We start from the raw sequence: 23786 nt of genomic DNA on the forward strand, positions 1-23786 counted from the left end.
TCGATGGCCATGACTGAGGCCCACCCTAGCATCCACCCTGCCCTGCGGCCTTTCCCCTGCGCGACAGGTATTTCTCCATGACCGCTCCTACAGGTGAACCCTGTCAGTCAGGAGATACGGGTTCCCAGCACTTTCAAAAACGCCGCCAGCCACGCCGGATGCGCAGGCCATGCCGGCGCCGTGACCAGGTTGCCGTCAACATGCGCTTGATCTACCGCGATATCGATGAACTTACCACCCGCCAGGCGTACTTCCGGCGCACACGCGGGGTAGGCGCTGCATTCGCGTCCTTCCAGCACTCCAGCCGCCGCCAGCAACTGGGCTCCATGGCACACCGCCGCGATGGGCTTGCCAGCCTGGTCGAAGGCCTTGACCAGCTCCAGCACTCTGTCGTTCAGGCGCAGGTACTCCGGGGCGCGGCCACCGGGGATCAACAACGCGTCGTAACTTTCGGCGCGCACCTGGACGAAGTCGTAGTTGAGGGCGAAGTTGTGCCCCGGCTTCTCGCTGTAGGTCTGCTCGCCCTCGAAATCGTGGATCGCCGTGCGCACCGTCTGCCCGGCGATCTTCTCCGGGCACACGGCATGGACGGTATGGCCGACCATGGCCAGGGCCTGGAACGGCACCATTACTTCGTAGTCCTCCACATAGTCGCCCACCAGCATAAGAATCTTCTTCGCCGTCATCGCATCCACTCCATCGGTTGTCTGGGAACAGTTCCAGCACGATAGTCTGCTTTGCGTGACGGCGATACACGTCGCTAGTCGCGGCGATCCAGCAGATTGGCCACCAGCCGGTCCAGCCAGCCCCACAGGCGCTGTTGCACCCGCCGCCACAATGGCCGGGCATGCCAGCGCGCCAGGTCGACCTCCAGGCTCTGGGCGAAATCGCGCTCGAAGCTGGCGGCCACGGCAGCACTCAGCGGCGGGTCGATGGCCTCGACGTTGGCCTCGAGGTTGAAGCGCAGGTTCCAGTGGTCGAAGTTGCAAGAGCCGACGCTGACCCACTCGTCCACCAGCACCATCTTCAGGTGCAGGAAGCATGGCTGATATTCGAAGATCCGCACCCCGGCGCGCAGCAGCCTTGGGTAATAGCGATGGCCCGCGTAGCGCACCGCCGGGTGATCGGTACGCGGGCCGGTGAGCAGCAGGCGCACATCGATGCCCTTCTGCGCGGCCCGGCGCAGCGAACGCCGCACACTGAAGGTCGGTAAAAAGTACGGCGTGGCCAGCCAGATGCGCCGCTGGCCACTGTTCAGCGCGCGCACCAGCGCATGCAGGATGTCCTTGTGCTGGCGGGCGTCGGCATAGGCCACCCGGCCCATGCCCTGGCCCTGCGCCGGCACCTGGGGCAGGCGCGGCAGGCCGAAGCCCTCTGGCGGGCGCCAGGCGGTACGGCGCTGGTTGGCGTGCCACTGGCGGTCGAACAAGAGTTGCCAGTCGGTGACGATCGGCCCCTCCATGCGCACCATCACTTCGTGCCACTCGCTGGTGTCGGCTTCGGGTGTCCAGAACTCGTCGGTGACCCCGGTGCCGCCGACCACCGCCCAGCGCTCGTCCACCAGCAACAGCTTGCGATGATCGCGATAGAGGTTGCGCAAGCCACGGCGCCAGCGCAGACGGTTGTACCAGCGCAGCTGGACACCTGCCGCCAGCAGGCGCTCGCGCAACGACGTGGTAAAGGCCAGCGAACCGTAGTCGTCGAACAGGCAACGCACCCGCACGCCCCGTCGCGCCGCCTGCTCCAGGGCATCGACCACCGCCTCGGCGCAGGCCCCTGCCTCGACCAGGTAAAGCTCCAGGTCGACCTGGAACTCGGCGCGCACGATCGCCAGGAGCATGCGCGGAAAGAACTCGGGGCCGTCGATCAACAGTTCGAACTGATTGCCATCCCGCCAGGGGAAGACCGGCCCCGGCATGTCAACGGGCGGTGAAGATCAGCACCGCGCTCACCGGCACCGAGGGGTTGATCGACTTGAGCCCGGCCAGCTTGCGCAGGTTTTCCAGGCCCGGCAGCAGGCCGAATTCCGAGGCGCGCAGGATCAGCGGTTCCAGCGTCACCACCTGGAAACGCCGCTCGTCAAGGCGCGTGGCCAGCAGCAGGGTGTTGTAGCTGCGAGTCTGGCCGTGCAGGGTCACGCTCACCGGCAAGCGCAGCTCCAGCTGCGCGCCGTTGGCCAGGTCGTTGATCGGGCGCAGGTCGATCTGCGCCTGCACCGTGGCCTCGGGGAACTGCTCGAAGGCGAACAGGCCATCGCGCATGCGCTCGTCACGCAGCGGGATGCCGCTGCTGATCGAGTCCATCTCGATGCTGACTTCGGCTGCGCCCTTGCGATCGACCTTGCCATGCAGCACCAGGAAACGATTGACCTCGGCGATATTGCCATTCTTGCCGGTGACGAAGGACAGGCGCGAGGATTCGCCATCCAGGTGCCAGTTGGCGTGGGCGGGCAGGCACAGGGCGAGCAGGAGGGCGGGCAGCAGGCGGGGCGGCTTGAACATGTGAAATCCTGTGAATCAAGGCCGTCAACCTTACCCGCACGGTTTCACGGCAGCAAGCGGCAGCCTTCGCGGTCGCCCTGCCAGGCCGCCTGGTTGCGCCGACCAAGGCCCTCGGCGGTGACCAGTCGTCGGGTGCCGTCCTCTTCCAGCAGGCCCAAGGGCAGGTACTGCTGCACATAGCCTCGGCAATAGTCCTCAGCAAAACCCATGACAAACCGGCACGAGCAGTATTCCTTCGCCGAGTAGGCCGAAAGAATGCCCGGGAAGTCGGCCAACGCCTGGCGCTCGTGCCAGACCCAGGCCGCCACGGCCAGCATCAACAGGAGCACGACCCGCTTCATGCGCCCTGCCCAACCACCGCGGCCAGCACCCGCTTGAGCAGTTCGTTGTGGCTGAAGCTGCCATCGCGGTCATCGGCATAGCGCACGATCACCAGCTTTTGCGCGGGCAGCACATAGAGCGCCTGGCCCCAGTGGCCGAGTGCGGCGAACGTATCCGTCGGTGCATCCGGCCACGGCACCGCCTGCCCGGGCAATGGCTGGTTGAGCCACCAGTGGCCACCGGGGTTGGCTTCGCCCGGCACAGGCTGCGCGGCGCTGAACAAGGTGCGGTTGAACGCCACCCACTCGGCCGGCAGCAACTGTTGTTCGCGCCAGCGCCCGTCACGCTGCACCAGCAGGCCGATGCGCGCCAGATCGCGAGCACTGAGATAGAGGTACGAGGAGCCCACATAAGTGCCCGCGCCATCACGCTCCCAGACCGCACTGTCGATCCCCAGCGGGGTGAACAGGGCTTGCCAGGGATAGTCGGCATAGCGCTCAGGCGCGAGCATGCCGCGCAGGCTGGCGGCCAGCAGGTTACTGTCGCCGCTGGAGTAGACGAACTGCGTGCCGGGCGCACTGGCGGCGGGCCTGGCCGCCGCGTAGGCGGCCATGTCGGTGCGGCCACGGGTGTAGAGCATGGCCACCACCGACGACTTCAACGGCGCGTACTCGTAATCTTCCTGCCAGGCCAGGCCGCTGGCCCAATGCAGCAGGTCGGCCAAGCGCAGCCCGGGATGTCGCTGCAACGCCGGATAGTAGCGGGCGGCCGGATCATCGAGCTTGAAGCGCCCCTCGCTGTAGGCCACGCCCATGACCGTGGCCAGCACGCTCTTGCTCACCGACCAGGTCAGGTGCGCCGTGTCGGCATTCGTCGGCGCGGCATAGCGTTCATGGAGAATGCGCCCGTCGCGAATGATCAACAGCGCATCGGTGCGAATGCCGACGCGCTCAACATCGCGGGGCGCGAAGGCATAGGTGTCTACGGCTTGCCAGTTGATAACGGCGTTATCGACTGGCCACTGCGCCGAGGGCCAGTCTTCGGCCAAGGCCGGGGCTGTGGTCATGGCCAGGGCAAGCATCACTGCCTTCATGGAGAGTCCTGCAAGGGGCTGCTTTGCAGCCCATCGCGGCTAAAGCCGCTCCTACAGAGATTGTGCATGACCTGTAGGAGCGGCTTCAGTCGCGATGGCGCACACAGCGGCCCAGGTTCAAAGATTCCACCAGCCTCTCAGGCTTTCATGACAATCCGGCGGCAGCCCAAGCCTTGGCCAGGCGCTTGTCGCGGGCCACGCCGGCCAGCGCCAGCAAACCCTGGTCGCGCTGCCACAATTGCGCCCAGTGATCCGGGCCCGCAGCCAACGCCCGGTCGATCTCACCCCGCAAACCCTGGAACTGGGCAAACAGGCCGCCCAGCAGCAAGTGGCAAGCCACGCTGTCCGGGCATTGTCGGCTGCCCTCGGCACAACCAGCCAGCAGCCCGATCAGCCGCAGACGCAGGTCCTGCGGCCAGGCGCACTCCTGGGCGACGCCGTGCAACCATGCCAGCAACGCGGCAAGCACATAAAGATCCTCGAGGGAACGGAAGGGTTTGACATAGGCATCCCAACCATCGCCGGCAAGCAATTCGCACGCCGCTTCCTTGAGCAGCAGCCGGCCATGGCCGACTTCGGGCATCAACGGCAGGGTCGGCAGGGCCTCCAGGCTTACACCGGGCTCCCCCGGATAAACCACCGCCAGTTGCAACTGCGGCGCCTCGCCCGGCGCTTCGTTGCGCGCCGCCACCAACAGCCATTCCGCATCCAGCCCAGCGGTGACGAAGTCCTTGCTGCCGGTCAAACGCAAACCATCGAGGCGGGTGCGCATGTCCGCCGGGCGCACACTGCGCCGTTCGGTGGCGCACAGCGCGCCCAGGCTGACCGGCGCGCTCGGCCACAGCACCCGCAGCGCCGCCTGGTAGCCGAGCAGGAAGGCCAGTCCGGGCGTGGCCATGGCGCGCCCGCCGAGTACCGCCAGCTCGAACGGTGCCACCGCGCCCAGGCGCTCGAGCAGCGCCGCGTAGGTTTCACCCAAAGTCGTCACCAGCGGCTGGCGCAGGGGGTCGTTGAGTCGTTGCAACCAAGTCATCGCAAGCTCCTTTCAGGGGTGTCACGCAAGCATCACCAAAGATTCACAGGGGTGACACCGGGCGTACCTAGGCTGACTTTGCACAACAAAGCCGACCGGCCGCAACCCTTTGGCTGGCTTATGGAGACTCACGATGACTCGGATCGCTCGCTCTGGCGACAACTGCACTGAACGCCGTCTGCAAGCCGAACGCCTGGTCGGCGCCGCGGCCCTGCAGGAAGCACAAGCCCTGCGTTTCAAGGTGTTCAGCGGCGAATTCAAGGCCAAGCTCAAGGGCGCCGAACACGGCCTGGACATGGACGACTACGACATCCACTGCCGCCACATCGGCGTGCGCGACCTGGCCACCGGCCAACTGGTCGCCACCACCCGCCTGCTCGACCACCAGGCCGCCAGCAGCCTGGGCCGCTTCTACAGCGAAGAGGAGTTCAGCCTGCACGGCCTGTTGCAGTTGCAGGGCCCGATCCTCGAACTGGGCCGCACCTGCGTCGACCCGGCCTACCGCAACGGCGGCACCATCGCCGTGCTCTGGAGCGAGCTGGCCGAAGTGCTCAACGAAGGCCGCTACAGCTACCTGATGGGCTGCGCCAGCATCCCCATGCAGGACGGCGGCGTACAGGCCCACGCGATCATGCAGCGCCTGCGCGAACGCTACCTGTGTACCGAGCACCTGCGTGCCGAACCGAAGAATCCGCTGCCCAATCTGGCGCTGCCGAACAACGTCATCGCCGAGATGCCGCCACTGCTCAAGGCCTACATGCGCCTGGGCGCGAAGATCTGCGGCGAGCCATGCTGGGACGAGGATTTCCAGGTCGCCGACGTATTCATCCTGCTCAAGCGCGACGACCTCTGCCCGCGCTACGCTCGCCACTTCAAGGCAGCGGTTTGATGCGGCGGCTACGGGCCGGCGCCCGCCTGCTGCGGCTGTTCCTGGTGCTGGCGTTGGGGCTGGCCATGGCCAGTGTCATCGCCTTGGGCGAGCGTCTGGGCCTGAACGCCTCGAGCGACCGCCGACAGCGTTGGACACGGATGTTCATGGGCCACCTGGTCGCCGCTCTGCCCTTCGACGTCAAGGTCATGGGTGAACTGCCGCAGCGGCCAATGCTGTGGGTCTGCAACCATGTGTCGTGGACCGACATCCCGCTGCTCGGCATGCTTACGCCCTTGTCGTTCCTGTCCAAGGCCGAGGTCCGCCACTGGCCGGTGGCCGGCTGGCTGGCCGAGAAAGCCGGTACCTTGTTCATCCGCCGTGGCGGTGGCGATGGTCAACGCCTGCGCGAGCAGATCAGCGAACAATTGGGCGAGCGACGCCCCCTGTTGATCTTCCCTGAAGGCACCACCACGGACGGTCGGACCCTACGCACCTTCCATGGGCGCCTGCTGGCCGGAGCGATCGACCAGAACACGCCGGTGCAGCCGGTGGCAATCCAGTACCTACGCGCAGGCCAAACCGATCCGATCGCGCCATTCATTGGCGAGGACGACCTGGTTTCCCACTTGGTGCGGCTGTTCGGGCAGGATCGCGGGCAAGTGCTGATCCACCTGTTGCCGCCGATCGACAGCACGGGCAAGGAACGAGCGGTACTGGCTTTCGAAGCGCAACAAGCGGTCCATCTGACGCTGTTCGGGGCAAAGAACGTCGAGGTGGCACCGAGGCGACAGGCTCGGGCAGCCTGAGTCCGCGATTGCGGACTCAAGACGATCGCTGTGCCTGGGCAAATGCCTGCAACTGCGGATAGAACTCGCGAAAGTCCGCCAGCAAAGGCTCATACAGCCGCTCCAACTCTCCCATCACCCCATCCATTCCCTCGGGCCGCGACAGGCGCCGGGCAATTCCGCCAAACACCTGCTCCAGGGTGGCGAAGTCGCCATAGGCGCCCAGCCAATCGTCCGCCGCCATGAACGGCGCAATCCGAGCCAGCCGGCCCGGTAGCTCCGGTTCGGCCAGCAGCACCTTGTAGAAGTCGCCGGTGAACTGCGCCAAGGGCCGCTCGGCATATTCGCCCCAATGCCGCGCCAGGCAATGGTCGAAGAACACATCCAGGACGATCCCGGCGAAGCGTCGCCTTTCCCGTGGAAAACGCGCCAGCGCAGCCAGCACCAGCGGGTGGCTGTCGGTGTAGCTGTCGATGTGCCGATGCAGCCGGATCGAAGCCTCCAACAACGGTGGAAAACGCCCCTCGAGCGCGCCCTTGACGAAATCGCCATACAGGCTGCCGAGCTGTTGCTGCGGCGCAGGGCCGCCGAGGTGTAGATGCGCGAGATAGTTCATGGCGCCAGTCTAGCAGCGTTGCAGCCTATATCGTCACAAGGCGATATAGCGAATGGCGCTTGCCTCATAACCCTTTCATATTTGTATATCGCGATGCAGCGATTTATATTTCGCCCCATCGCGATATACCGCTACACACCACGAGCCAACCATGCCCCTCGATCTCGACGAAATAATAAAAGCCCTGGCCCACCCGGTCCGGCGAGACATCCTCAACTGGCTGAAAGACCCGGCCGCGCAGTTTCCCGAGCAGCACCACAGCACCGAGCACGGTGTATGTGCCGGGCAAATCGATCAACGCTGCGGCCTGTCGCAGTCGACGGTCTCCGCCCATCTGGCGACCCTGCAGCGCGCCGGCCTGATCAGCAGCCAGAAGATAGGCCAGTGGCATTTCTTCAAACGCAACGAGGCGACCATCAAGGCGTTCCTCGAGCAAATGAGCCAAGAGCTCTGACAAGGACCTTGCAATGCCCCTTTCACTCGTGATCCTGGCGCTCAGCGCCTTCGCCATCGGCACCACCGAGTTCGTCATCATGGGCCTTTTGCCCGATGTGGCCCAGGACCTTGGCGTCAGCATTCCCGGCGCCGGCTGGCTGGTGACCGGCTACGCCCTGGGCGTGGCCATCGGCGCGCCGTTCATGGCCCTGGCCACCGCCCGCCTGCCACGCAAGGCCGCGCTGGTGACGCTGATGGGCGTGTTCATCGTCGGCAATCTGCTGTGCGCGGTAGCCGCCGACTACGACCTGCTGATGTTCGCCCGGGTAGTCACCGCGCTGTGCCACGGCGCCTTCTTCGGCATCGGCTCGGTGGTGGCGGCCAGCCTGGTGCCAGCCAACCGTCGCGCCTCGGCGGTAGCGCTGATGTTCACCGGCCTGACCCTGGCCAACGTGCTCGGCGTGCCATTGGGTACCGCCCTGGGCCAGGTCGCCGGTTGGCGCTCGACGTTCTGGGCGGTTACTGCCATCGGCGTGGTTGCGCTGATCGGCCTGATCCGTTTCCTGCCCCTGCAACGTGAAGCGCAGAGCGTGAACCTGCGCGCCGAACTGGCCGCGCTCAAGGGAGCCGGCATCTGGCTGTCGCTGAGCATGACCGTACTGTTCTCGGCCTCGATGTTCGCCCTGTTCACCTACGTCGCGCCGCTGCTCGGCGACGTGACCGGCGTCTCGCCCCGTGGCGTGACCTGGACCTTGCTGCTGATCGGACTGGGCCTGACCTTGGGCAATATCCTCGGCGGCAAGCTGGCCGACCGGCGCCTGGGCGCCACCTTGATGGGGGTGTTCGCCGCCATGGCCGTGATCAGCACCGCCCTGAGCTGGACCAGCGTCGCACTGGTGCCGGCCGAGATCACCCTGTTCCTCTGGGCCACCGCTGCCTTCGCCGCCGTGCCGGCGCTGCAGGTCAATGTGGTGACCTACGGCAAGGCCGCACCGAACCTGGTCTCGACCCTCAACATCGGCGCCTTCAACCTGGGCAACGCGCTCGGCGCCTGGGTCGGCGGCAGCGTCATCGCCCACGGCCTGGGCCTGACCCGCGTGCCACTGGCCGCGGCGGCGCTGGCAGTGCTGGCGCTGATCGTCACCTTGATCACCTTCAACCAGCGCGGCAGCGACACCGAATTGGCCGCGGCATCCCACTGATCCAAGCGAGGCTTTTGCACATGACTACGCTCTTCGACCCGATCACGCTGGGCGACCTGGAACTGCCCAACCGCATCATCATGGCCCCGCTGACCCGCTGCCGCGCCGACGATGGCCGCGTGCCCAACGCGCTGATGGCCGAGTATTACGTGCAACGCGCCAGCGCCGGCCTGATCCTCAGCGAAGCGACCTCGGTCACGCCAATGGGTGTCGGCTACCCCGATACCCCCGGGATCTGGAACGACCAGCAGGTACGTGGCTGGCACAACGTGACCAAGGCCATTCACGGCGCGGGCGGGCGCATCTTTCTGCAGCTGTGGCACGTCGGACGCATCTCCCACCCCTCGTACCTCAACGGCGAGCTGCCGGTGGCGCCCAGCGCGATCCAGCCCAAAGGCCATGTCAGCCTGGTGCGTCCGCTCAGTGCCTACCCAACCCCGCGGGCGCTGGAAACCGAGGAGATCGCCGACATCGTCGAGGCCTACCGCAGCGGCGCCGAGAACGCCAAGGCCGCCGGCTTCGACGGCGTGGAAATCCATGGCGCCAATGGCTACCTGCTCGACCAGTTTCTACAGAGCAGCACCAACCAGCGCACCGACCGCTATGGCGGCTCACTGGAAAATCGCGCGCGGCTGCTGCTGGAAGTCACCGATGCCGCCATCGAGGTGTGGGGCCCGGGCCGTGTGGGCGTACACCTGGCGCCACGCGCCGATGCCCACGACATGGGCGACGCCGACCGTACCGAAACCTTCACCTATGTCGCCCGGGAGCTGGGCAAGCGCGGTATCGCGTTCATCTGCGCGCGGGAGAAGCACGCCGATGACAGCATCGGCACGTTGATCAAGACCGCGTTCGGCGGCCCCTACATCGTCAACGAGCGCTTCGACAAGGCCAGCGCCAATGCCGCTCTGGCCAGCGGCAAGGCCGATGCGGTGGCCTTCGGCATCCCCTTCATCGCCAACCCCGATCTGCCGGCGCGCCTGGCCGCCGATGCACCGCTCAATGCGCCGCGTGCGGAGACGTTCTATGCCAAAGGGCCGGTTGGGTATATCGATTACCCGCGGATGTAGGGGCTTGCAAGGCGATCAGAAGTTGTAGCGCAAACCCAGGTTGACCCCGTACGGCTGCTCGATATGCTCGCCGTTGCTGTACTGGAACTCGCCATGCAACTGCAGCACTTGCGAGACCTGCGCCACCAGCCCCACGGCCACCTCGCCACGGGTGCCGGAGAGGTCGTTGGTGAAATGGTTGTCGTTGATCTTCACCTTGTTGCTGTTGATGAACTCATGGGCCGCCGCGACCTTCAGGTAAGGTTGCAGCGTGCTGCCGTTATCCAGCGCCAGGCTGCGCCCAACCTGCGCACCGACCTTGCCGAGCACCGAGTTGGCGCCATCGCTCTCGGCCCGCAGGCCGTTGTCCAAGGTGTAGCTGTCGCCATCGACCCACAAAGCGGACAGCTGGGTGAACGGCTCGACATACCAGCCATCGCCCAGTTTGAAGTGCCGACCAACCTCAACCGAGGCCCCGAGGCCGTCGTTGTGATACTCGCCCTTGGTCTTGCGACCATCGCTCATCACCACATCGTTGCGGTTACGGAAGCGGTTGTACTTGAGCACGGCGTCGATGTAGTAACCACTGTCGGCCATCCAGGTGCTGTAGGCGCCGACATAGTAGCTTTTGATCTTGCCGGAAGAGCCAAGGCTGTAATCCAGGTCCGACTCGCTATAGCCGCCCATCACCCCGAGCAACCAACGACCATCGTAACCAGGCAATGTGCCATCGGCGCCGAAGCTCACACCGTTCTGGTCCTGCTGGTAGGCCACGGTGCTGCCCGCCGACAGGTTGTAACGGTTGCCATAGCCGCGCATCCACAAGCCCTGGCCCAGGCCCAGGCGCAGTTCGCCCATGCGGCTGCGCAGCGACGACAGCTCGCCATACCACACGGTCGGCGCGGCGCTGAACATGCCCAGCACCGCATGAGCGCTTGGGGTCAGCACGTTGCCAGGCTTCTGCTTCAGGTACCAGTTGTCCTCGCCGTCGCCTTTTTCCAAGGTGTAGAGGAAGGTTCCGAAATCGATATCGTGCAACAGGCCAAACGTGGCATCACCGCCAGCGGTCTCGACGATGCGGTGCGGCGCCTGCCCCTCCGCCGGGTCGACACCGGTGCTGGCAATGCTCAGTTGATGATTGCCCTCTGCCGCGCCAGTCACTTTCAGCAGGTCGCCGGTGCCACTGGCCAGGTCGATGCCCATCACGAACACGCCCGAACCCTCGAGACTGTCGAGCGTCAGCGTCTTGAAACCGGGCGTGGTATCCCGGTCGGTGAAATCGACGGTGCCGTCGTCCAGCGCGAGGTCGCCCACCTGCGCATCCTGGGTCAGGATCCAGCTACCGCCGCTCTCAAGCGTCAGGCTCTTTACGTTCACCAGATTGCCCTTGAGCGACGCCCCATTGCGAAACAGCAGATTGGCCGTACTGGTATCGTCGACAACCACGTCCCCGGACAACCGGCTGTTGTCTGCCGTGAACTCGGCGGTCATGCCACGGGTGACCTCGAGGATGTTGCCATTGCCGCCGATGAGCTGGCTGTTATTGCCCACGAGGATGTTTACCGTGCCTGTGTTGCCATCCGCGGAATCGCGCACGAGGATGGCGCTCCCCGTCTTGCCTTCTACGGTCGAGCCGTCCAGGGTCATGCCCGAGTCACCACCGCCAGTGGCCGTGGTGCCCTGGCGCAATTGCACCCCCTGGGTCTGTCCGGTAATGGCCGAGCCTTGCGACGCGTTCAGTGTGGCACCGAGCATGAAGGCACCGACCCCGGTCCTGCCGGTAAGGGCCGCACCGGACAGGCTCAGGGTACTGCCCCCCGTGAACGACGCACCATTGTTGCCAATGATGGTGCCGCCTTGCACCTGCATGCGCGACTCGGTATTGCCGGACACGCCGAAGGTTCCTCCGGTAACGGTCGTGTCGACCAGGGTCGCCTTGCTCTGATCAGACAGGGCGATCCCTACCTGGGTGCCGCCACCGGCCACTGTCCCGGCATTGACGATGAGGGTCGAACGGCTGCGCACATCGATGCCCTCCGTACTCCCCGTGGCCGTGACTTCCAAAGTGCCACGGTTCTGCACGATAAAGTCGTCCGCCACCGCGCCGCTGACCACGTCGGAGCGGTTGTCGATGATCTGCGTCGCCCCGACCACGCCGGCGCTTGCCATCGCCACCAATCCGACCGCGATATTCAGAGGTACCCTTGCATGCTTTGCCTTCATATTGTTCTCCCGCCCTCGTCTCTAACCCGTACTACCGAAAGGTTGAAATCAGCCACCAAGCTGTAGCCAATTGGCCGCAGTCTCGACAAAAAAGGTAAAAACTTGTGTAGGAGAATTCTTGCTTTGCCGCCGGTAAACACTGATCCCTCTTACCTGGGCCCAGCACAGCGCCGTCGCAATTGATATCAGTCGGGTTTGAATGACCGCACCTGGGAATACAACCTTGAGCCGCCCACTTCGATGGAGTAACTGCCGAACACCGTCTTGCGTCTGTCGGCCTGGGGCCAGGTCGGATCCACCTTGACCAGGAAGGATCGCCCGTCCTTGTACACATCGAGAGTGGACTCGCGCAGGGTGGGCTCAATTGCCGGATCCACCTCCCAGCGGATCATGACTTTGTCCCCCTCCTTGATACTGGGATAGCTGAGGCTGAACTTTGGATTGTCTCCCCCGGAGGACAGGTATCCGGGGGCCGGAAGCTCGAGCTTCTGGGCAAGCACAGTCAACGCCAGGGCCTCCGACGGTGCCTCGGGCGGCTTACCACCACGCTCGACGAGGTACTTGACTTCCACCGTTTTTCCGATCGCATCCAGCAACACCACCCGTGGCAACTTGAACACCACATCCCCAGGAGCTTTGATCTCTTGCCACGGCATTTGGTAGGGGAAGTTCGGGCCGGTCCAGACCACTGCGACCTTGTCGCCAACCGCCATGCCGGAGTACCGTGGAACCGTAACGTTCACATGCGACGCATCGGCGAAATCCCGATGGAAATCGAGCTGGTCGTTGTTGTCCCCGAAGGCCTTCTCCACCGCAGGGCGTCGCAAGTCGACCGGCACCACCAGTTCGCACCGGGCAGACTCGGACTCTGCGCCCCCCTCAGCGGTCAGCGTGTAGAACAACTCGAGCGTCCCACCCACCAACTCAAGCACCAGATCCTTCTCGACGAGGTGCTCGATATCGCCGACGCGCTCCACGGGCAAAGTCCATTCATGGTCGTGAGTCGCGCCATCCGCAGCAGTGCCTTTCCACCACAACGACACTTCGTCACCCACGGCCATATGCGCGTAGGCAGCGATGCGAATGGTTACGCCGTCGTCCGGCACATCATGCGGGTCGAGCACCCCGCCACTGGCTTCATCCACGCTGGGGGCGTCGAGCTCAAGGTTGCCCGAGATAGTGATTTCCAGTACCAGCGACTTGCGCCCCAGCTGGTCGTTGACCTGGTACTCCAACAGCGCGCCACCTTGCAATGCAGCGACCGCCAAGCCATTGTCCAACTCAAGCTCAATGCCGTCGGTGACTTCCTGCACGGTCACGGTATGGCGTTTGTCTACAGGGTCCAGGCGCTCCTGGTTGGCATTGATACCCGTCCAGGTCAGCTTCAGCTGATCGCCGTCTTCAATATCGCGGTAAGGTTCAATCCTGACCTTGAGCGACGCACCCTGCAGGGCGTTGAAATCGATGTCGCCGTCCTCGTCGGCATCCAAGGCCACCGGCGCGGCCAGGGTACGTTCGGAAAGATCCACCTCGGCGTTGGCCTCTGGCGACCACAGCGAGCGGTTGTTGACCTCGTCGCGAATCTCATAGCGCACGATCAGCTTTTCGACACTGCCGACCTTTTCGATGATGTCCTTGCCGACCGTGACAGTGAAATCATCCGAGCCTGGAGGCACCGTCCCCTTGATGGATTCGCCATGCCATTGGAGCTCGTAGCGATCGTACGGCCCACGGTTGAGGTAGCCACCCATGATGATGGCCTCCACCTCCTTGGCAGCCTGGTCAGCATCGATGAAAGGCGGGATGCCTCCCGGCTTATCCAGGTTGTCGTTGAAGGGGGTGCTGGGATCGGGGTCGACACCGCCGGGCAGGCTACGCTTGACCATGACATCAAGCTTTAACGAGTCTTCTTCCTGGCTACCGATATCGTCTTCCCACTTGTACCAGACCTCGCCAGCACCGTCGGGAATCTTCGACGGCGGCACCTCGAAATCGATATAGGTGCTGGTTTCGATGCCAGCCGCCTGTGCCTTGCGCACACGCCTGATCACCGACGGGCTGACCGTCCTGCGTTCTATTTCCTCGTCGTTCCAGTACAACGTGACAAAGTCGTTCGGTTGCATGTGGATCGCCAGCACCTGAACCTTCAGTGGTGACTGTTCATCCTCCAGCAAGCGCCAGCCAATCCCCGTTCCTTCGAACGCCGCAGGGATCACAGGTTCGGGTAGTGGCACGGCGTGTTCACCGACAACGGCGCGATTGCGCGGCAGTTCTGCGGACATGGCATTGTCTCCCTGGTAGTGCCCTTGGCGAGCGGATGCGCGCCAAGGGTGTTGCCTCAATCGCGCCGGGTGGGAATCGGGCAGCTATCCTCATCGGCCCTACGCACGGAGACTATCGTGGGTTCGAACTTCGCAAGCACCAGACCGAAAGCGTTTTTGGCGGTGTAGCTCACGTGCGCGTAACCCCGACAAATCATGAAGGCGTATTGGCGCTTGAGCGTCAGTACCACCTCATTGGCATCAATATGGTGTTGCTCGAGGCGGAACGACTGCTCGGTCTCCGGGAGGCCGGGAATCGGATCGTCTGGCATCCCAAAGCCGCGCTTGCCATCGACCGTGATCACGATCTCGTCGTCAACCGCCATGCCTTTGTAGCCCGCGATACGCACCGGCAGATCGCGCTCCGCCTGCTCCCGGCCAATGGCACCATTGCCGTTGAGGTTGGTGAATTCCAGCGAAGGCAGCGGGTCCCCTCGCCCCGGCAACTCGTCGGCACGCAAGACCTCGACCATCTTGGGCGGTGAGTACGAGGTGTTTTCCGGCCCTCCAGGTTCGGTTTCCCGGGTGACGGCATAGACCATCACTACTTGGCCACTGGGCTCGCTACCCAACAATGCTGCTGGCACGGCACGGACGATAGGTAGCTGGTCAGACGCCTCCTGCGCAGTGACCGGATCGAGCGGATGAGGCGGTTGGTTCCCCCACCACAGTGCGAGTTTGTCTCCCTCGGCCAGGATTTCCTTAGCACTGACCCCCATCCAGTCAATGGTCACCTTGGCGCCTGCCGCGACATCCTCGGGGTCCAGCTTGTCGTCCTGGCCTGTGCTATCACCTTTGATCGTGGCGGGCACCAGGTCGTCATGCTCGGGCGTTTCCGGATCTGGGTCGGGGCCACCAGGCACCCGCAGATCGACCTGTACAGTCGCGGCGCCATCCGATGTACCGATCAACGAACCGGCTCGCCACAGTTCATAAGTGACGGCCACCGAGCCGTACTCCGTTTCCGCGCTGGTCAGCGGATAAGGCAGCTCAAGTATCATCAGTGGGTCCGGCGGTGGCGGAATCAGGTTGACCCGCTTCGGCTCGTCACGTTGCTTACCCCACAACACGACGATTTCATCACCGACCGCGACGTCGGAGATCTCGGGAATATGCACCTCCACTCCAGCCCGGGCATCTTCCTCGTTAAGGGTTCGAGTGGGTGGATCACCTGGCTCTTGCTTACCGTCGAAGCCAGGTACTCTGGGCACCGGCAGCAGTTTTGGGATATCCGTCAACAGCAATTCGAGCGTGTCGTGCGGGACCGAAACCAGCGACACATTCCCCGCCCGGTCGGTCGACTGGTAGGTGAAGATGATGGGTGTTCTGTCGGCCAACTTCTGCAACTCGACCAACGGCAACTGCACGGTAGTGGCATCAATTGCGCTAAGTACGGTGATCGGCCCGATCGATACCGTACTAGCACCATCGGTCATGCTGACCATGATCTGGTCACCCACCTGCTGCGACACATACCCCTTGATCTCGGTGTTCAGCAGGCCGGAAGTGAAGTCGGACACCAGAATGCGCCTCCTCTCCTCCACCACCTTGGGAAACTGCAGTTTGGCCAAGGCTCCATCGCTGCCTCCCGGAGCTTCCCGGTCGATGCGCACAAGGCGCCGGGGCCCTTTATCCCAACGGTCATCCGGGAACGGCATGACGTCATAGCCCAGGCGAAACCGTACATCCTCTCCCTCAGCCACCGAGGCCCAGTACGTGGCCGGCACGCTGAGCTCAAACTTGAAATCAGGGTCCGCCTGCTCTGCCGCAAGTATGGAGTGGAAAGCGCCAGGAATGTCGTCGAGACGCACTTCGTCCCATGTCAATGCGATGATGTAGTCGGCCACGGACTCTGGCCAGTTCGGAACGATTACCTTTAGTGCGTCCCCTTGCTTGGCTTTAGGCAGCAGATCAACGGTGCCGGTACCATCATCAATCAAATCTTCAACGATGAGATCGCCCATCGCGAATTTCGGAAAGACCAGCGTCGAAGCCTTCGTTGCTTTTGCTCTACGGGTCAACGGGTGAGCAGGCGTATTCATGACAACCCCCCTTGCATTTGGCGTGTTCAGGTGTGTGCTGTTGCGAGCGTGAACTGCGCGCTACCTGAATGCGGGCACCACCACTTTGTCGTTGGCCCGGATGATGTTCAGCCCCGGATGACGAGGTGCCGAGATCATGATCGTGGCCGCTTGGCCGCCACCGTCTGGGTGAAGCAGTAATAACAAAGTCCATCCAGGCCCACACCTGACAAAAATGCTAGGTGCGCACTGCCACAGGCCTGAACGCGGACGCTGTTTCGTCCGGGTTCACAAACACCTGTGGAGTGCAAAAGCAGCCTGAAACCGTTGTGCGCAAACAACGAGGAAGCCCTGGGCGCGGGTCACGCGCGGGGCTTCGAAATAGGGAGGGATACAACGAACGGGGCGTTGAAGCGTGGTCAAGGACGGGCGTTGATCTGCTGTTGCAGGTTCTGGATCTGGCTCTGCAAGGTACTGAGATTGCGGGTCACCTGCCCGCGAAAAGCATCGAACTCCTGCACCGAGGCCCCCCCCGCCGCTGCGGCCGGGCGATTGTCCACCTGGCTCTTGAGCACCAGCACATCCTGCTCCAGACTCTCGATCGCCGCGCTCGGGTTGCCCTGCTTTTTCAGCGCTGCCACTTCGTTGCTCAGGCTCTTGAGCTGGCCATCGAGCTTGCCGCCATCCACCTGCCCAGACTTGAGCGCTGCCAATTCGGCATTCACCGCCTTCAGTTGGGCCTGCAGTTGAGCTTGCAGCTCAGTCACCGCCTTCTGCTGCTCGCGGGTATCGGCCAGTACCTGCTCCAGGCGCTTGCCCAGGTCCCCCGCTTGCCCGGCGACGCCCTGCTGCTGTTTGCCCTGCTCGGTCAGCGAAGCCTGCAACTGGCGAATCTGCAGTTTCAACGCCTCGCTGCCGGTGCTGTTGCTGGACTCGCTGGCATCGACCTTGCCGCTGATCGCCTGCAGGCGCCCGGCGGCCTCTTCGCTGATACGGGCAAAACTTTCCTGGGTCGCGACCAGTTGCTGCTCCATCAGCGTGATCTGCTGGAAGCTCCACCAGCCAAGCCCGGCCAGGGCGATGAACGAAGCGCCGAGCAATGCCCACAACGGGCCGTTGCTGCGTGGTCGTACAGCCTTCTGGCGGCTACGGGCCACGTGGGCAGGCAGCAACTCATCGTCATCGGGGGTGCCGGCACGCAGGGTGGGCACATCGTCGAAATCATCGTGGGCGTCGTTACGCATGGGTGCATTCAACCGCGGTGGTAGCAAAGAGACATGAGTATAAACCGCCTGGGCGGCGCACTGATGACCATCATCCCGCACACAGGTTCAGCGTTGCCCCGGTTGCGCCTGCCACCAGGTGCAGAATTCATCCAACGCGGCCCACACATCGGTCCCGGGCCGATAGTCCAGGTACTGGCGGGCGCGGCTGATATCGAGGGTGAAGTCCGTGCTCATCACCCGCACCGCCGTGCGGCTCAGGGTCGGTTGCGGGCGCCCGGGCCAGAGCAGGCAGGCGGCCTCGTTGAGTGCCGCAAGGCCGTAGGCCAGGCCAGGCGAGCGATAGCGGGTGACCTGCGGCAGTTGCATGCGGCGCATCACGTAGTTGACCACATCCCACAGCGGCAGTGGTTGACCATTGCTGATGTTATAGGCCTGGCCGAGCGCCTGGCCCTCGGCGAACAGCGCGCTGAGCAGTGCCTCATTGAGATTATGCACACTGGTGAAGTCGACCTTGTTCAGGCCGTTACCGATGATCGCCACGCGCCCCTTCGCCTGCATACGCATCAACCGCGGGAAAATGCTCGCATCGCCGGCACCGGTGACGAAGCGCGGTCGCAACGCCAGCACCTCCAGGCCGAACTCCTGGGCACCGAACACCTTCTGCTCGGCCAGGTGCTTGGTCAGCGCGTAAGGGTCGTGGAAGCGGCGCGGCACCTGATCCTCGCGGATGTCCAGGCGCGAGCGGCCATTGAAGTAGATCGACGGCGAGGACAGATGCACCAGGCGTCGTACATGTTCTTTGATGCAGCCTTCGACCACGTTCTCGGTGAGCACCACGTTGCCTTGGTGGAAATCCTGGTAACGGCCCCAGGTGCCCACCGCGCCGGCGCAATGCACGACCGCGTCGACGCCCTGGCACAGGCGCCGAGCCAGCTCGGCATCGCCAAGGTCGCCGGGGATGAACTGCGCCCCGCGTTTGACCAGGTGTTCCACGCCCTCCGCCCGCCGACCGTTGACCCGCACCTCCAGGCCCTGCTCCAGGGCGAACCGCGCAAAGCGCCCGCCGATGAAGCCGCTCGCGCCGGTGACCAGAATTCGCATGTAAGACTCCGCCTTGCCCAATTTCGGATGTAGCTGACGCTTGAAGTGCCTACAAGGGCACCAGCCAATCCCGCGCCGAATGGCGCAGATGCTCGGTCAACTGGGCGAGCAACTGCCCGCCGTTGCGCCAATGATGCCAGTACAACGGCACATCGATGGGTGTATCTGCACAGATTTCCACCAGCTCGCCACGCGCCAGTTGCTTGGTCACCTGTCGTTCCGGTACCAACCCCCAGCCCAGGCCGGCCTCGGTCATGCGCATGAAACCTTCTGACGAGGGGCACAGGTGATGCAGGAAACCCTCCTGCACACCCAACGACGCCAGGTAGCGATGCTGCAGGAAATCGTCCGGCCCGAACACGACCGCCGGAGCACGGGCCAGGCGTTCGACCGCGAACCCCTGGGGAAAGTAACGCGCCATGAACGCGGGGCTGGCTAGCGCCCTGTAGCGCATCGAGCCCAACGGCAGGCTGCGCGCACCAGCCACCGGGCGCTCGCTGCCACACAGGCAGGCCGCCACCTCGCCGGCGCGCATGCGTTTCAGGCCGACTTCCTGGTCCTCAACCACCAGGTCGAGCAACACCTGCTGCTCGGCGCAGAATGGCCCCACCGCCACCGCCCACCAGGTCGCCAGACTGTCGGCGTTAAGGGCGATACGCAGGCGCTCGGGTATGCCCTCCTCATCCAGTGCCGGCACCTGACGTTGCAAGTCACGCTCGAGCAGGCGCACCTGCTGCACATGGTTGAGCAGTTGACGCCCGACCTCCGTCGGGCTGGGTGGTGTGGCGCGTACCAGCACCGGCTGGCCAACCCGCGCCTCGAGCAACTTGATGCGTTGCGAAATTGCCGACTGCGACAGCCCCAGCACCTGGGCGGCGCGCTCGAAGCCGCCTTGTTCGATCACTGCGGCGAGGGCGGCGAGCAATTTGTAGTCGAACATCGATTTCTCTAATGACTGATCAGCTCTATTTGTTTTTCTTATACCGCCGCGACCGCCACAATGGCCACCTCTTTCTTGGTAACCCGCGCCGATCCCGCATCGGCGCCCGTGGAGTGATTCCGCTATGTGGCAAAGCTATCTCAACGGCATGCTGGTGGCCTTCGGCCTGATCATGGCCATCGGTGCGCAGAACGCCTTCGTCCTGGCACAAAGTCTTCGTCGTGAGCACCACCTGCCCGTGGCGGCATTGTGCATCGTCTGTGATGCGCTGCTGGTCGCCGCGGGGGTTTTCGGCCTGGCCACGGTGCTGGCGCACAATCCGACACTGCTGGCCGTGGCCCGCTGGGGCGGAGCGCTGTTCCTGATCTGGTACGGCGCCAAGGCCTTGCGCAGCGCCTGCTCGAAACAGAGCCTGCAGCATCAGGAAGGCCAGGGCATGCGTTCGCGCCGCGCGGTGCTGCTCAGTGCCCTGGCGGTGACCCTGCTCAATCCGCACGTCTACCTCGATACCGTGCTGCTGATCGGCTCCCTCGGCGCCCAGCAGACCGTGCCCGGAGCCTACGTGGCCGGTGCCGCCAGTGCCTCGCTGGTATGGTTCTCGACCTTGGCGATCGGCGCCGCCTGGTTGGCACCGTGGCTGGCACGTCCGGCGACCTGGCGCATGCTGGACCTGATGGTGGCGGTGATGATGTTCGCGGTGGCGGCGCAGTTGATCTTCAACTGACGCCGCGAAAAAACCGGGTATCCCACGCTGGGCCGCGACAGTCACGCAGCCCACCTGTCGGCCCCAGCCAACCGCTCTGGAACCTCTATTCCCTATAGATGTTGCGTGGTTAAGCGCCGAGGCCGGTGCTATGATCCAGCCCTTGCGTCGCAAAGAGTACAAACTCGCCGACGCTCACCGGGCCGCCCGTGATCGGCCTTGCGCATACCGCGAACAGACCTGAATCAGGAGATCCACCATGGCTTTTGAATTGCCGCCGCTGCCATACGCCCACGATGCCCTGCAGCCGCACATCTCCAAGGAAACCCTGGAGTATCACCACGACAAGCACCACAACACCTATGTCGTGAACCTGAACAACCTGGTCCCAGGCACCGAATTCGAAGGCAAGACCCTGGAAGAGATCGTCAAGAGCTCTTCGGGCGGCATCTTCAACAACGCCGCTCAGATCTGGAACCACTCCTTCTATTGGGAATGCCTGTCGCCAAACGGCGGCGGCCAGCCGACCGGTGCCCTGGCTGACGCCATCACCGCTGCTTTCGGTTCCTTCGACAAGTTCAAGGAAGAGTTCACCAAGACTTCGGTCGGCACCTTCGGTTCCGGCTGGGGCTGGCTGGTGAAGAAGGCTGACGGTTCCCTGGCCCTGGCCAGCACCATCGGCGCCGGCTGCCCGCTGACCAGCGGCGACACCCCGCTGCTGACCTGCGACGTCTGGGAACACGCCTACTACATCGACTACCGCAACCTGCGTCCGAAGTACGTCGAGGCGTTCTGGAACCTGGTCAACTGGAAGTTCGTTGCCGAGCAGTTCGAAGGCAAGGTCTTCACGGCCTGATCGTTCGCCAAGCCAGCAAAAAGACCCGGCCTCGTGCCGGGTTTTTTGTTGCCTGGCATGACGCTATCGCCAAGCAAGCCCGCTGGTACCAGGGCCAACCTGACAGAATTGCTTGCAACCCATCCGCGCGCTCTTGCTCAGCCCGCATAGCGCGCTAACATCAACCTTCTGGAAAGTTGACGCAGCGCACTCAAGTCGCATGACCGCTCAACCGATATAGAGCCAAGGGCAGCCCCGTCGACGGACGTGTTGCCTGCCGGGGCGTTCGGTCGATAGTCTGTCGCCATGATTGATGGCAAAATAATGGCATGCGCATGGATTAAGGAAACCCCATTGAAGCTGGAATTCCGAAACAGCTTATCGGTCAAGTTGCTGCGGGTCGTACTGCTCTCGGCATTGGCTGTCGGCGTCGTACTCAGCTGTGCGCAGATCGTCTATGACGCCTACAAGACCCGCCAGTCCGTGAACAACGACGCCCAACGCATCCTCGACATGTTCCGCGACCCCTCGACACAGGCGGTGTACAGCCTCGACCGGGAAATGGGCATGCAGGTAATGGAAGGCCTGTTCCAGGACGGCTCGGTACGCATGGCCTCCATCGGCCACCCCAACGAAACCATGCTCGCGGAAAAGTCCCGGCCACTGCAGGACATGTCCATGCGCTGGCTGACCGACCTGATCCTCGGCCAGGAGCGCACCTACACCACGCAACTGGTTGGGCGCGGCCCCTACAGTGAATATTACGGCGACCTGAGCATCACCCTCGACACTTCCGCCTATGGCGAGGGTTTCTTGGTCAACGCGGTGATCATCTTCATCTCCGGCGTGCTGCGCGCCCTGGCCATGGGCCTGGTGCTGTACCTGGTGTACCACTGGCTGCTGACCAAGCCGCTGTCGAAGATCATCGAGCACCTGACGCAAATCAACCCCGACCGCCCCAGCCAGCACCAGATCCCCCTGCTCAAGGGGCACGAGCGCAACGAACTGGGCATCTGGGTCAACACCGCCAACCAGTTGCTGGCCTCGATCGAGCGCAACACCCACCTGCGCCACGAAGCCGAGAACAGCCTGCAGCGCATGGCCCAGTACGACTTCCTCACCGGCCTGCCCAACCGCCAGCAACTGCAGCAGCAACTGGACAAGATCCTCGTCGACGGTGGCCGCCTGCAGCGCCGCGTCGCCGTGTTGTGCGTGGGCCTGGACGACTTCAAGGGCATCAACGAGCAGTTCAGCTACCAGGTCGGCGACCAGTTGCTGCTGGCCCTGGCCGACCGCCTGCGCGCCCACAGCGGCCGCCTCGGCGCCCTGGCCCGGTTGGGCGGCGACCAGTTCGCCCTGGTCCAGGCCAATATCGAGCAACCCTACGAAGCCGCCGAGTTGGCCCAGAGCATCCTCGACGACCTCGAGGCGCCCTTCGACCTCGACCACCAGCAGATCCGCCTGCGCGCCACCATCGGCATCACCCTGTTCCCCGAGGACGGCGACAGCACCGAGAAGCTGCTGCAAAAGGCCGAGCAGACCATGACCCTGGCCAAGGCCCGCTCGCGCAATCGCTACCAGTTCTACATCGCCAGCGTCGACAGCGAGATGCGCCGCCGCCGCGAACTGGAAAAAGACCTGCGCGAAGCCCTGCCGCGCAACCAGCTGTACCTGGTGTACCAGCCGCAAATTAGCTACCGCGACCACCGCGTGGTCGGCGTCGAAGCCTTGTTGCGCTGGCAGCACCCGGAGCTGGGCATGGTCCCGCCCGACCAGTTCATCCCCCTGGCCGAGCAGAACGGCAGCATCATCAGCATCGGCGAGTGGGTGCTCGACCAGGCCTGCCGGCAGTTGCGCGAATGGCACGACCAGGGCTTCAGCGAACTGCGCATGGCGGTCAACCTGTCCACGGTGCAACTGCACCACAACGAGCTGCCACGGGTGGTCAACAACCTGCTGCAGGCCTACCGCCTGCCACCGCGCAGCCTGGAGCTGGAAGTCACCGAGACCGGCCTGATGGAAGACATCAGCACCGCCGCCCAGCACTTGCTGAGCCTGCGCCGCTCAGGGGCGTTGATCGCCATCGACGACTTCGGCACCGGCTACTCCTCGCTCAGCTACCTGAAGTCGCTGCCACTGGACAAGATCAAGATCGACAAGAGCTTCGTCCAGGACCTGCTCGACGACGATGACGACGCCACCATCGTTCGCGCCATCATCCAGCTGGGCAAGAGCCTGGGCATGCAGGTGATCGCCGAAGGCGTGGAAACCGCCGAACAGGAGACCTACATCATCGCCCAGGGCTGCCATGAGGGTCAGGGCTACCACTACAGCAAACCGTTGTCTGCGCGCGAACTGACCAACTTCCTAAAGCAGGCGCAACGCAACCAGGTTTCCGCGTTGTAACCCCACGCCAATCTTGGCCAAGCAGCGCAAACGGGCGTTTGCATGAAATGCGCGCCCGCCCCTTTACAGCAAATGCAAATCTTTCGCATGATGTTGCGGTTTCG

Annotated in this window: 21 protein-coding genes; 8 read left to right on the forward strand and 13 right to left on the reverse strand. The window is 63.8% G+C overall.

Going from position 1 to position 23786, the window contains the following annotated elements; translation table 11 throughout:
* Positions 1 to 107 precede the first annotated feature (107 nt).
* The 6 genes from KSS90_RS20850 to KSS90_RS20875 all read right to left on the reverse strand — a co-directional run bounded on the left by KSS90_RS20850 (position 108) and on the right by KSS90_RS20875 (position 4948).
* Positions 108 to 686 carry a DJ-1/PfpI family protein gene (locus tag KSS90_RS20850; protein ID WP_217867096.1) on the reverse strand — a complete coding sequence of 193 codons (579 nt, stop codon included), beginning with the start codon at positions 684 to 686 and terminating at the stop codon, positions 108 to 110.
* Between the two features lie 74 nt (positions 687 to 760).
* The gene (locus KSS90_RS20855) at positions 761 to 1918 is read right to left on the reverse strand and encodes a phospholipase D-like domain-containing protein (protein ID WP_217867097.1); all 1158 of its coding nucleotides are present in this window, start codon (positions 1916 to 1918) and stop codon (positions 761 to 763) included.
* Position 1919: 1 nt separating this feature from the next.
* On the reverse strand, positions 1920 to 2501 hold the full coding sequence (locus tag KSS90_RS20860; protein WP_217867098.1) for a YceI family protein: 582 nt from the start codon (positions 2499 to 2501) through the stop codon (positions 1920 to 1922).
* A 44-nt stretch (positions 2502 to 2545) separates the two neighbouring features.
* Positions 2546 to 2842 carry an amidase gene (locus tag KSS90_RS20865; protein WP_217867099.1) on the reverse strand — a complete coding sequence of 99 codons (297 nt, stop codon included), beginning with the start codon at positions 2840 to 2842 and terminating at the stop codon, positions 2546 to 2548.
* Positions 2839 to 3915, reverse strand: a complete 1077-nt coding sequence (locus KSS90_RS20870) for a serine hydrolase domain-containing protein (protein ID WP_217867100.1) — start codon at positions 3913 to 3915, stop codon at positions 2839 to 2841. The genes KSS90_RS20865 and KSS90_RS20870 overlap by 4 nt, the downstream gene beginning before the upstream one ends.
* A 145-nt stretch (positions 3916 to 4060) precedes the next feature.
* Positions 4061 to 4948: an acyl-CoA dehydrogenase middle domain-containing protein gene (locus tag KSS90_RS20875; protein ID WP_217867101.1), complete on the reverse strand. Its 888-nt coding sequence runs from the start codon at positions 4946 to 4948 to the stop codon at positions 4061 to 4063.
* A gap of 133 nt (positions 4949 to 5081) precedes the next feature.
* On the opposite strand from KSS90_RS20875, the gene olsB reads away from it, so the two are divergent.
* Both olsB and KSS90_RS20885 read left to right on the forward strand, forming a co-directional pair.
* Positions 5082 to 5837, forward strand: coding sequence for an L-ornithine N(alpha)-acyltransferase (olsB, locus tag KSS90_RS20880; RefSeq protein WP_217867102.1), 756 nt, complete (start codon positions 5082 to 5084; stop codon positions 5835 to 5837).
* On the forward strand, positions 5837 to 6625 hold the full coding sequence (locus KSS90_RS20885; protein WP_217867103.1) for a lysophospholipid acyltransferase family protein: 789 nt from the start codon (positions 5837 to 5839) through the stop codon (positions 6623 to 6625). The genes olsB and KSS90_RS20885 overlap by 1 nt, the downstream gene beginning before the upstream one ends.
* A gap of 16 nt (positions 6626 to 6641) precedes the next feature.
* Here KSS90_RS20885 and KSS90_RS20890 read toward each other — a convergent pair whose 3' ends face one another.
* Positions 6642 to 7220, reverse strand: a complete 579-nt coding sequence (locus KSS90_RS20890; RefSeq protein ID WP_217867104.1) for an acyl carrier protein phosphodiesterase — start codon at positions 7218 to 7220, stop codon at positions 6642 to 6644.
* A 151-nt stretch (positions 7221 to 7371) separates the two neighbouring features.
* Here KSS90_RS20890 and KSS90_RS20895 point away from each other — a divergent pair, with 151 nt between their 5' ends.
* Genes KSS90_RS20895 through KSS90_RS20905 form a run of 3 tightly spaced genes read left to right on the forward strand, consistent with a single transcriptional unit; the run spans position 7372 to position 9927 of the window.
* Positions 7372 to 7674 (forward strand): ArsR/SmtB family transcription factor, encoded by a 303-nt coding sequence (locus KSS90_RS20895; protein WP_023628827.1) that lies wholly within the window; start codon positions 7372 to 7374, stop codon positions 7672 to 7674.
* Positions 7675 to 7687: 13 nt separating this feature from the next.
* A complete protein-coding gene (locus KSS90_RS20900; RefSeq protein WP_217867105.1) occupies positions 7688 to 8857 on the forward strand; it encodes an MFS transporter in 1170 nt (389 codons plus the stop codon).
* A 20-nt stretch (positions 8858 to 8877) separates the two neighbouring features.
* On the forward strand, positions 8878 to 9927 hold the full coding sequence (locus KSS90_RS20905; protein ID WP_217867106.1) for an alkene reductase: 1050 nt from the start codon (positions 8878 to 8880) through the stop codon (positions 9925 to 9927).
* Positions 9928 to 9942: 15 nt separating this feature from the next.
* Here the strand turns inward: KSS90_RS20905 and KSS90_RS20910 are convergent, their stop codons facing one another.
* From KSS90_RS20910 to KSS90_RS20935, 6 genes are all read right to left on the reverse strand, one after another.
* Positions 9943 to 12075, reverse strand: a complete 2133-nt coding sequence (locus tag KSS90_RS20910) for an autotransporter outer membrane beta-barrel domain-containing protein (RefSeq protein ID WP_217867107.1) — start codon at positions 12073 to 12075, stop codon at positions 9943 to 9945.
* A 239-nt stretch (positions 12076 to 12314) separates the two neighbouring features.
* Positions 12315 to 14411: a hypothetical protein gene (locus KSS90_RS20915; RefSeq protein WP_217867108.1), complete on the reverse strand. Its 2097-nt coding sequence runs from the start codon at positions 14409 to 14411 to the stop codon at positions 12315 to 12317.
* Positions 14412 to 14467: 56 nt separating this feature from the next.
* Positions 14468 to 16492, reverse strand: coding sequence for a hypothetical protein (locus tag KSS90_RS20920; protein ID WP_217867109.1), 2025 nt, complete (start codon positions 16490 to 16492; stop codon positions 14468 to 14470).
* A gap of 398 nt (positions 16493 to 16890) precedes the next feature.
* A complete protein-coding gene (locus tag KSS90_RS20925; RefSeq protein ID WP_217867110.1) occupies positions 16891 to 17715 on the reverse strand; it encodes an ATPase in 825 nt (274 codons plus the stop codon).
* A gap of 87 nt (positions 17716 to 17802) precedes the next feature.
* Positions 17803 to 18798, reverse strand: a complete 996-nt coding sequence (locus tag KSS90_RS20930) for an NAD-dependent epimerase/dehydratase family protein (protein ID WP_217867111.1) — start codon at positions 18796 to 18798, stop codon at positions 17803 to 17805.
* A gap of 49 nt (positions 18799 to 18847) precedes the next feature.
* A complete protein-coding gene (locus KSS90_RS20935; protein ID WP_217867112.1) occupies positions 18848 to 19738 on the reverse strand; it encodes a LysR family transcriptional regulator ArgP in 891 nt (296 codons plus the stop codon).
* A gap of 124 nt (positions 19739 to 19862) precedes the next feature.
* Here KSS90_RS20935 and KSS90_RS20940 point away from each other — a divergent pair, with 124 nt between their 5' ends.
* The 3 genes from KSS90_RS20940 (at position 19863) to KSS90_RS20950 (ending at position 23682) form a co-directional block, all read left to right on the forward strand.
* A complete protein-coding gene (locus KSS90_RS20940; protein ID WP_038705505.1) occupies positions 19863 to 20462 on the forward strand; it encodes a LysE/ArgO family amino acid transporter in 600 nt (199 codons plus the stop codon).
* 238 nt (positions 20463 to 20700) lie between these two features.
* The gene (locus tag KSS90_RS20945) at positions 20701 to 21297 is read left to right on the forward strand and encodes a superoxide dismutase (protein ID WP_046856954.1); all 597 of its coding nucleotides are present in this window, start codon (positions 20701 to 20703) and stop codon (positions 21295 to 21297) included.
* Positions 21298 to 21630: 333 nt separating this feature from the next.
* Positions 21631 to 23682: a putative bifunctional diguanylate cyclase/phosphodiesterase gene (locus KSS90_RS20950; RefSeq protein ID WP_046856955.1), complete on the forward strand. Its 2052-nt coding sequence runs from the start codon at positions 21631 to 21633 to the stop codon at positions 23680 to 23682.
* Positions 23683 to 23786: the final 104 nt, after the last annotated feature.

Source organism: Pseudomonas maumuensis (assembly GCF_019139675.1).
In the GTDB taxonomy this organism is placed as follows: Bacteria; Pseudomonadota; Gammaproteobacteria; order Pseudomonadales; family Pseudomonadaceae; genus Aquipseudomonas; species Aquipseudomonas maumuensis.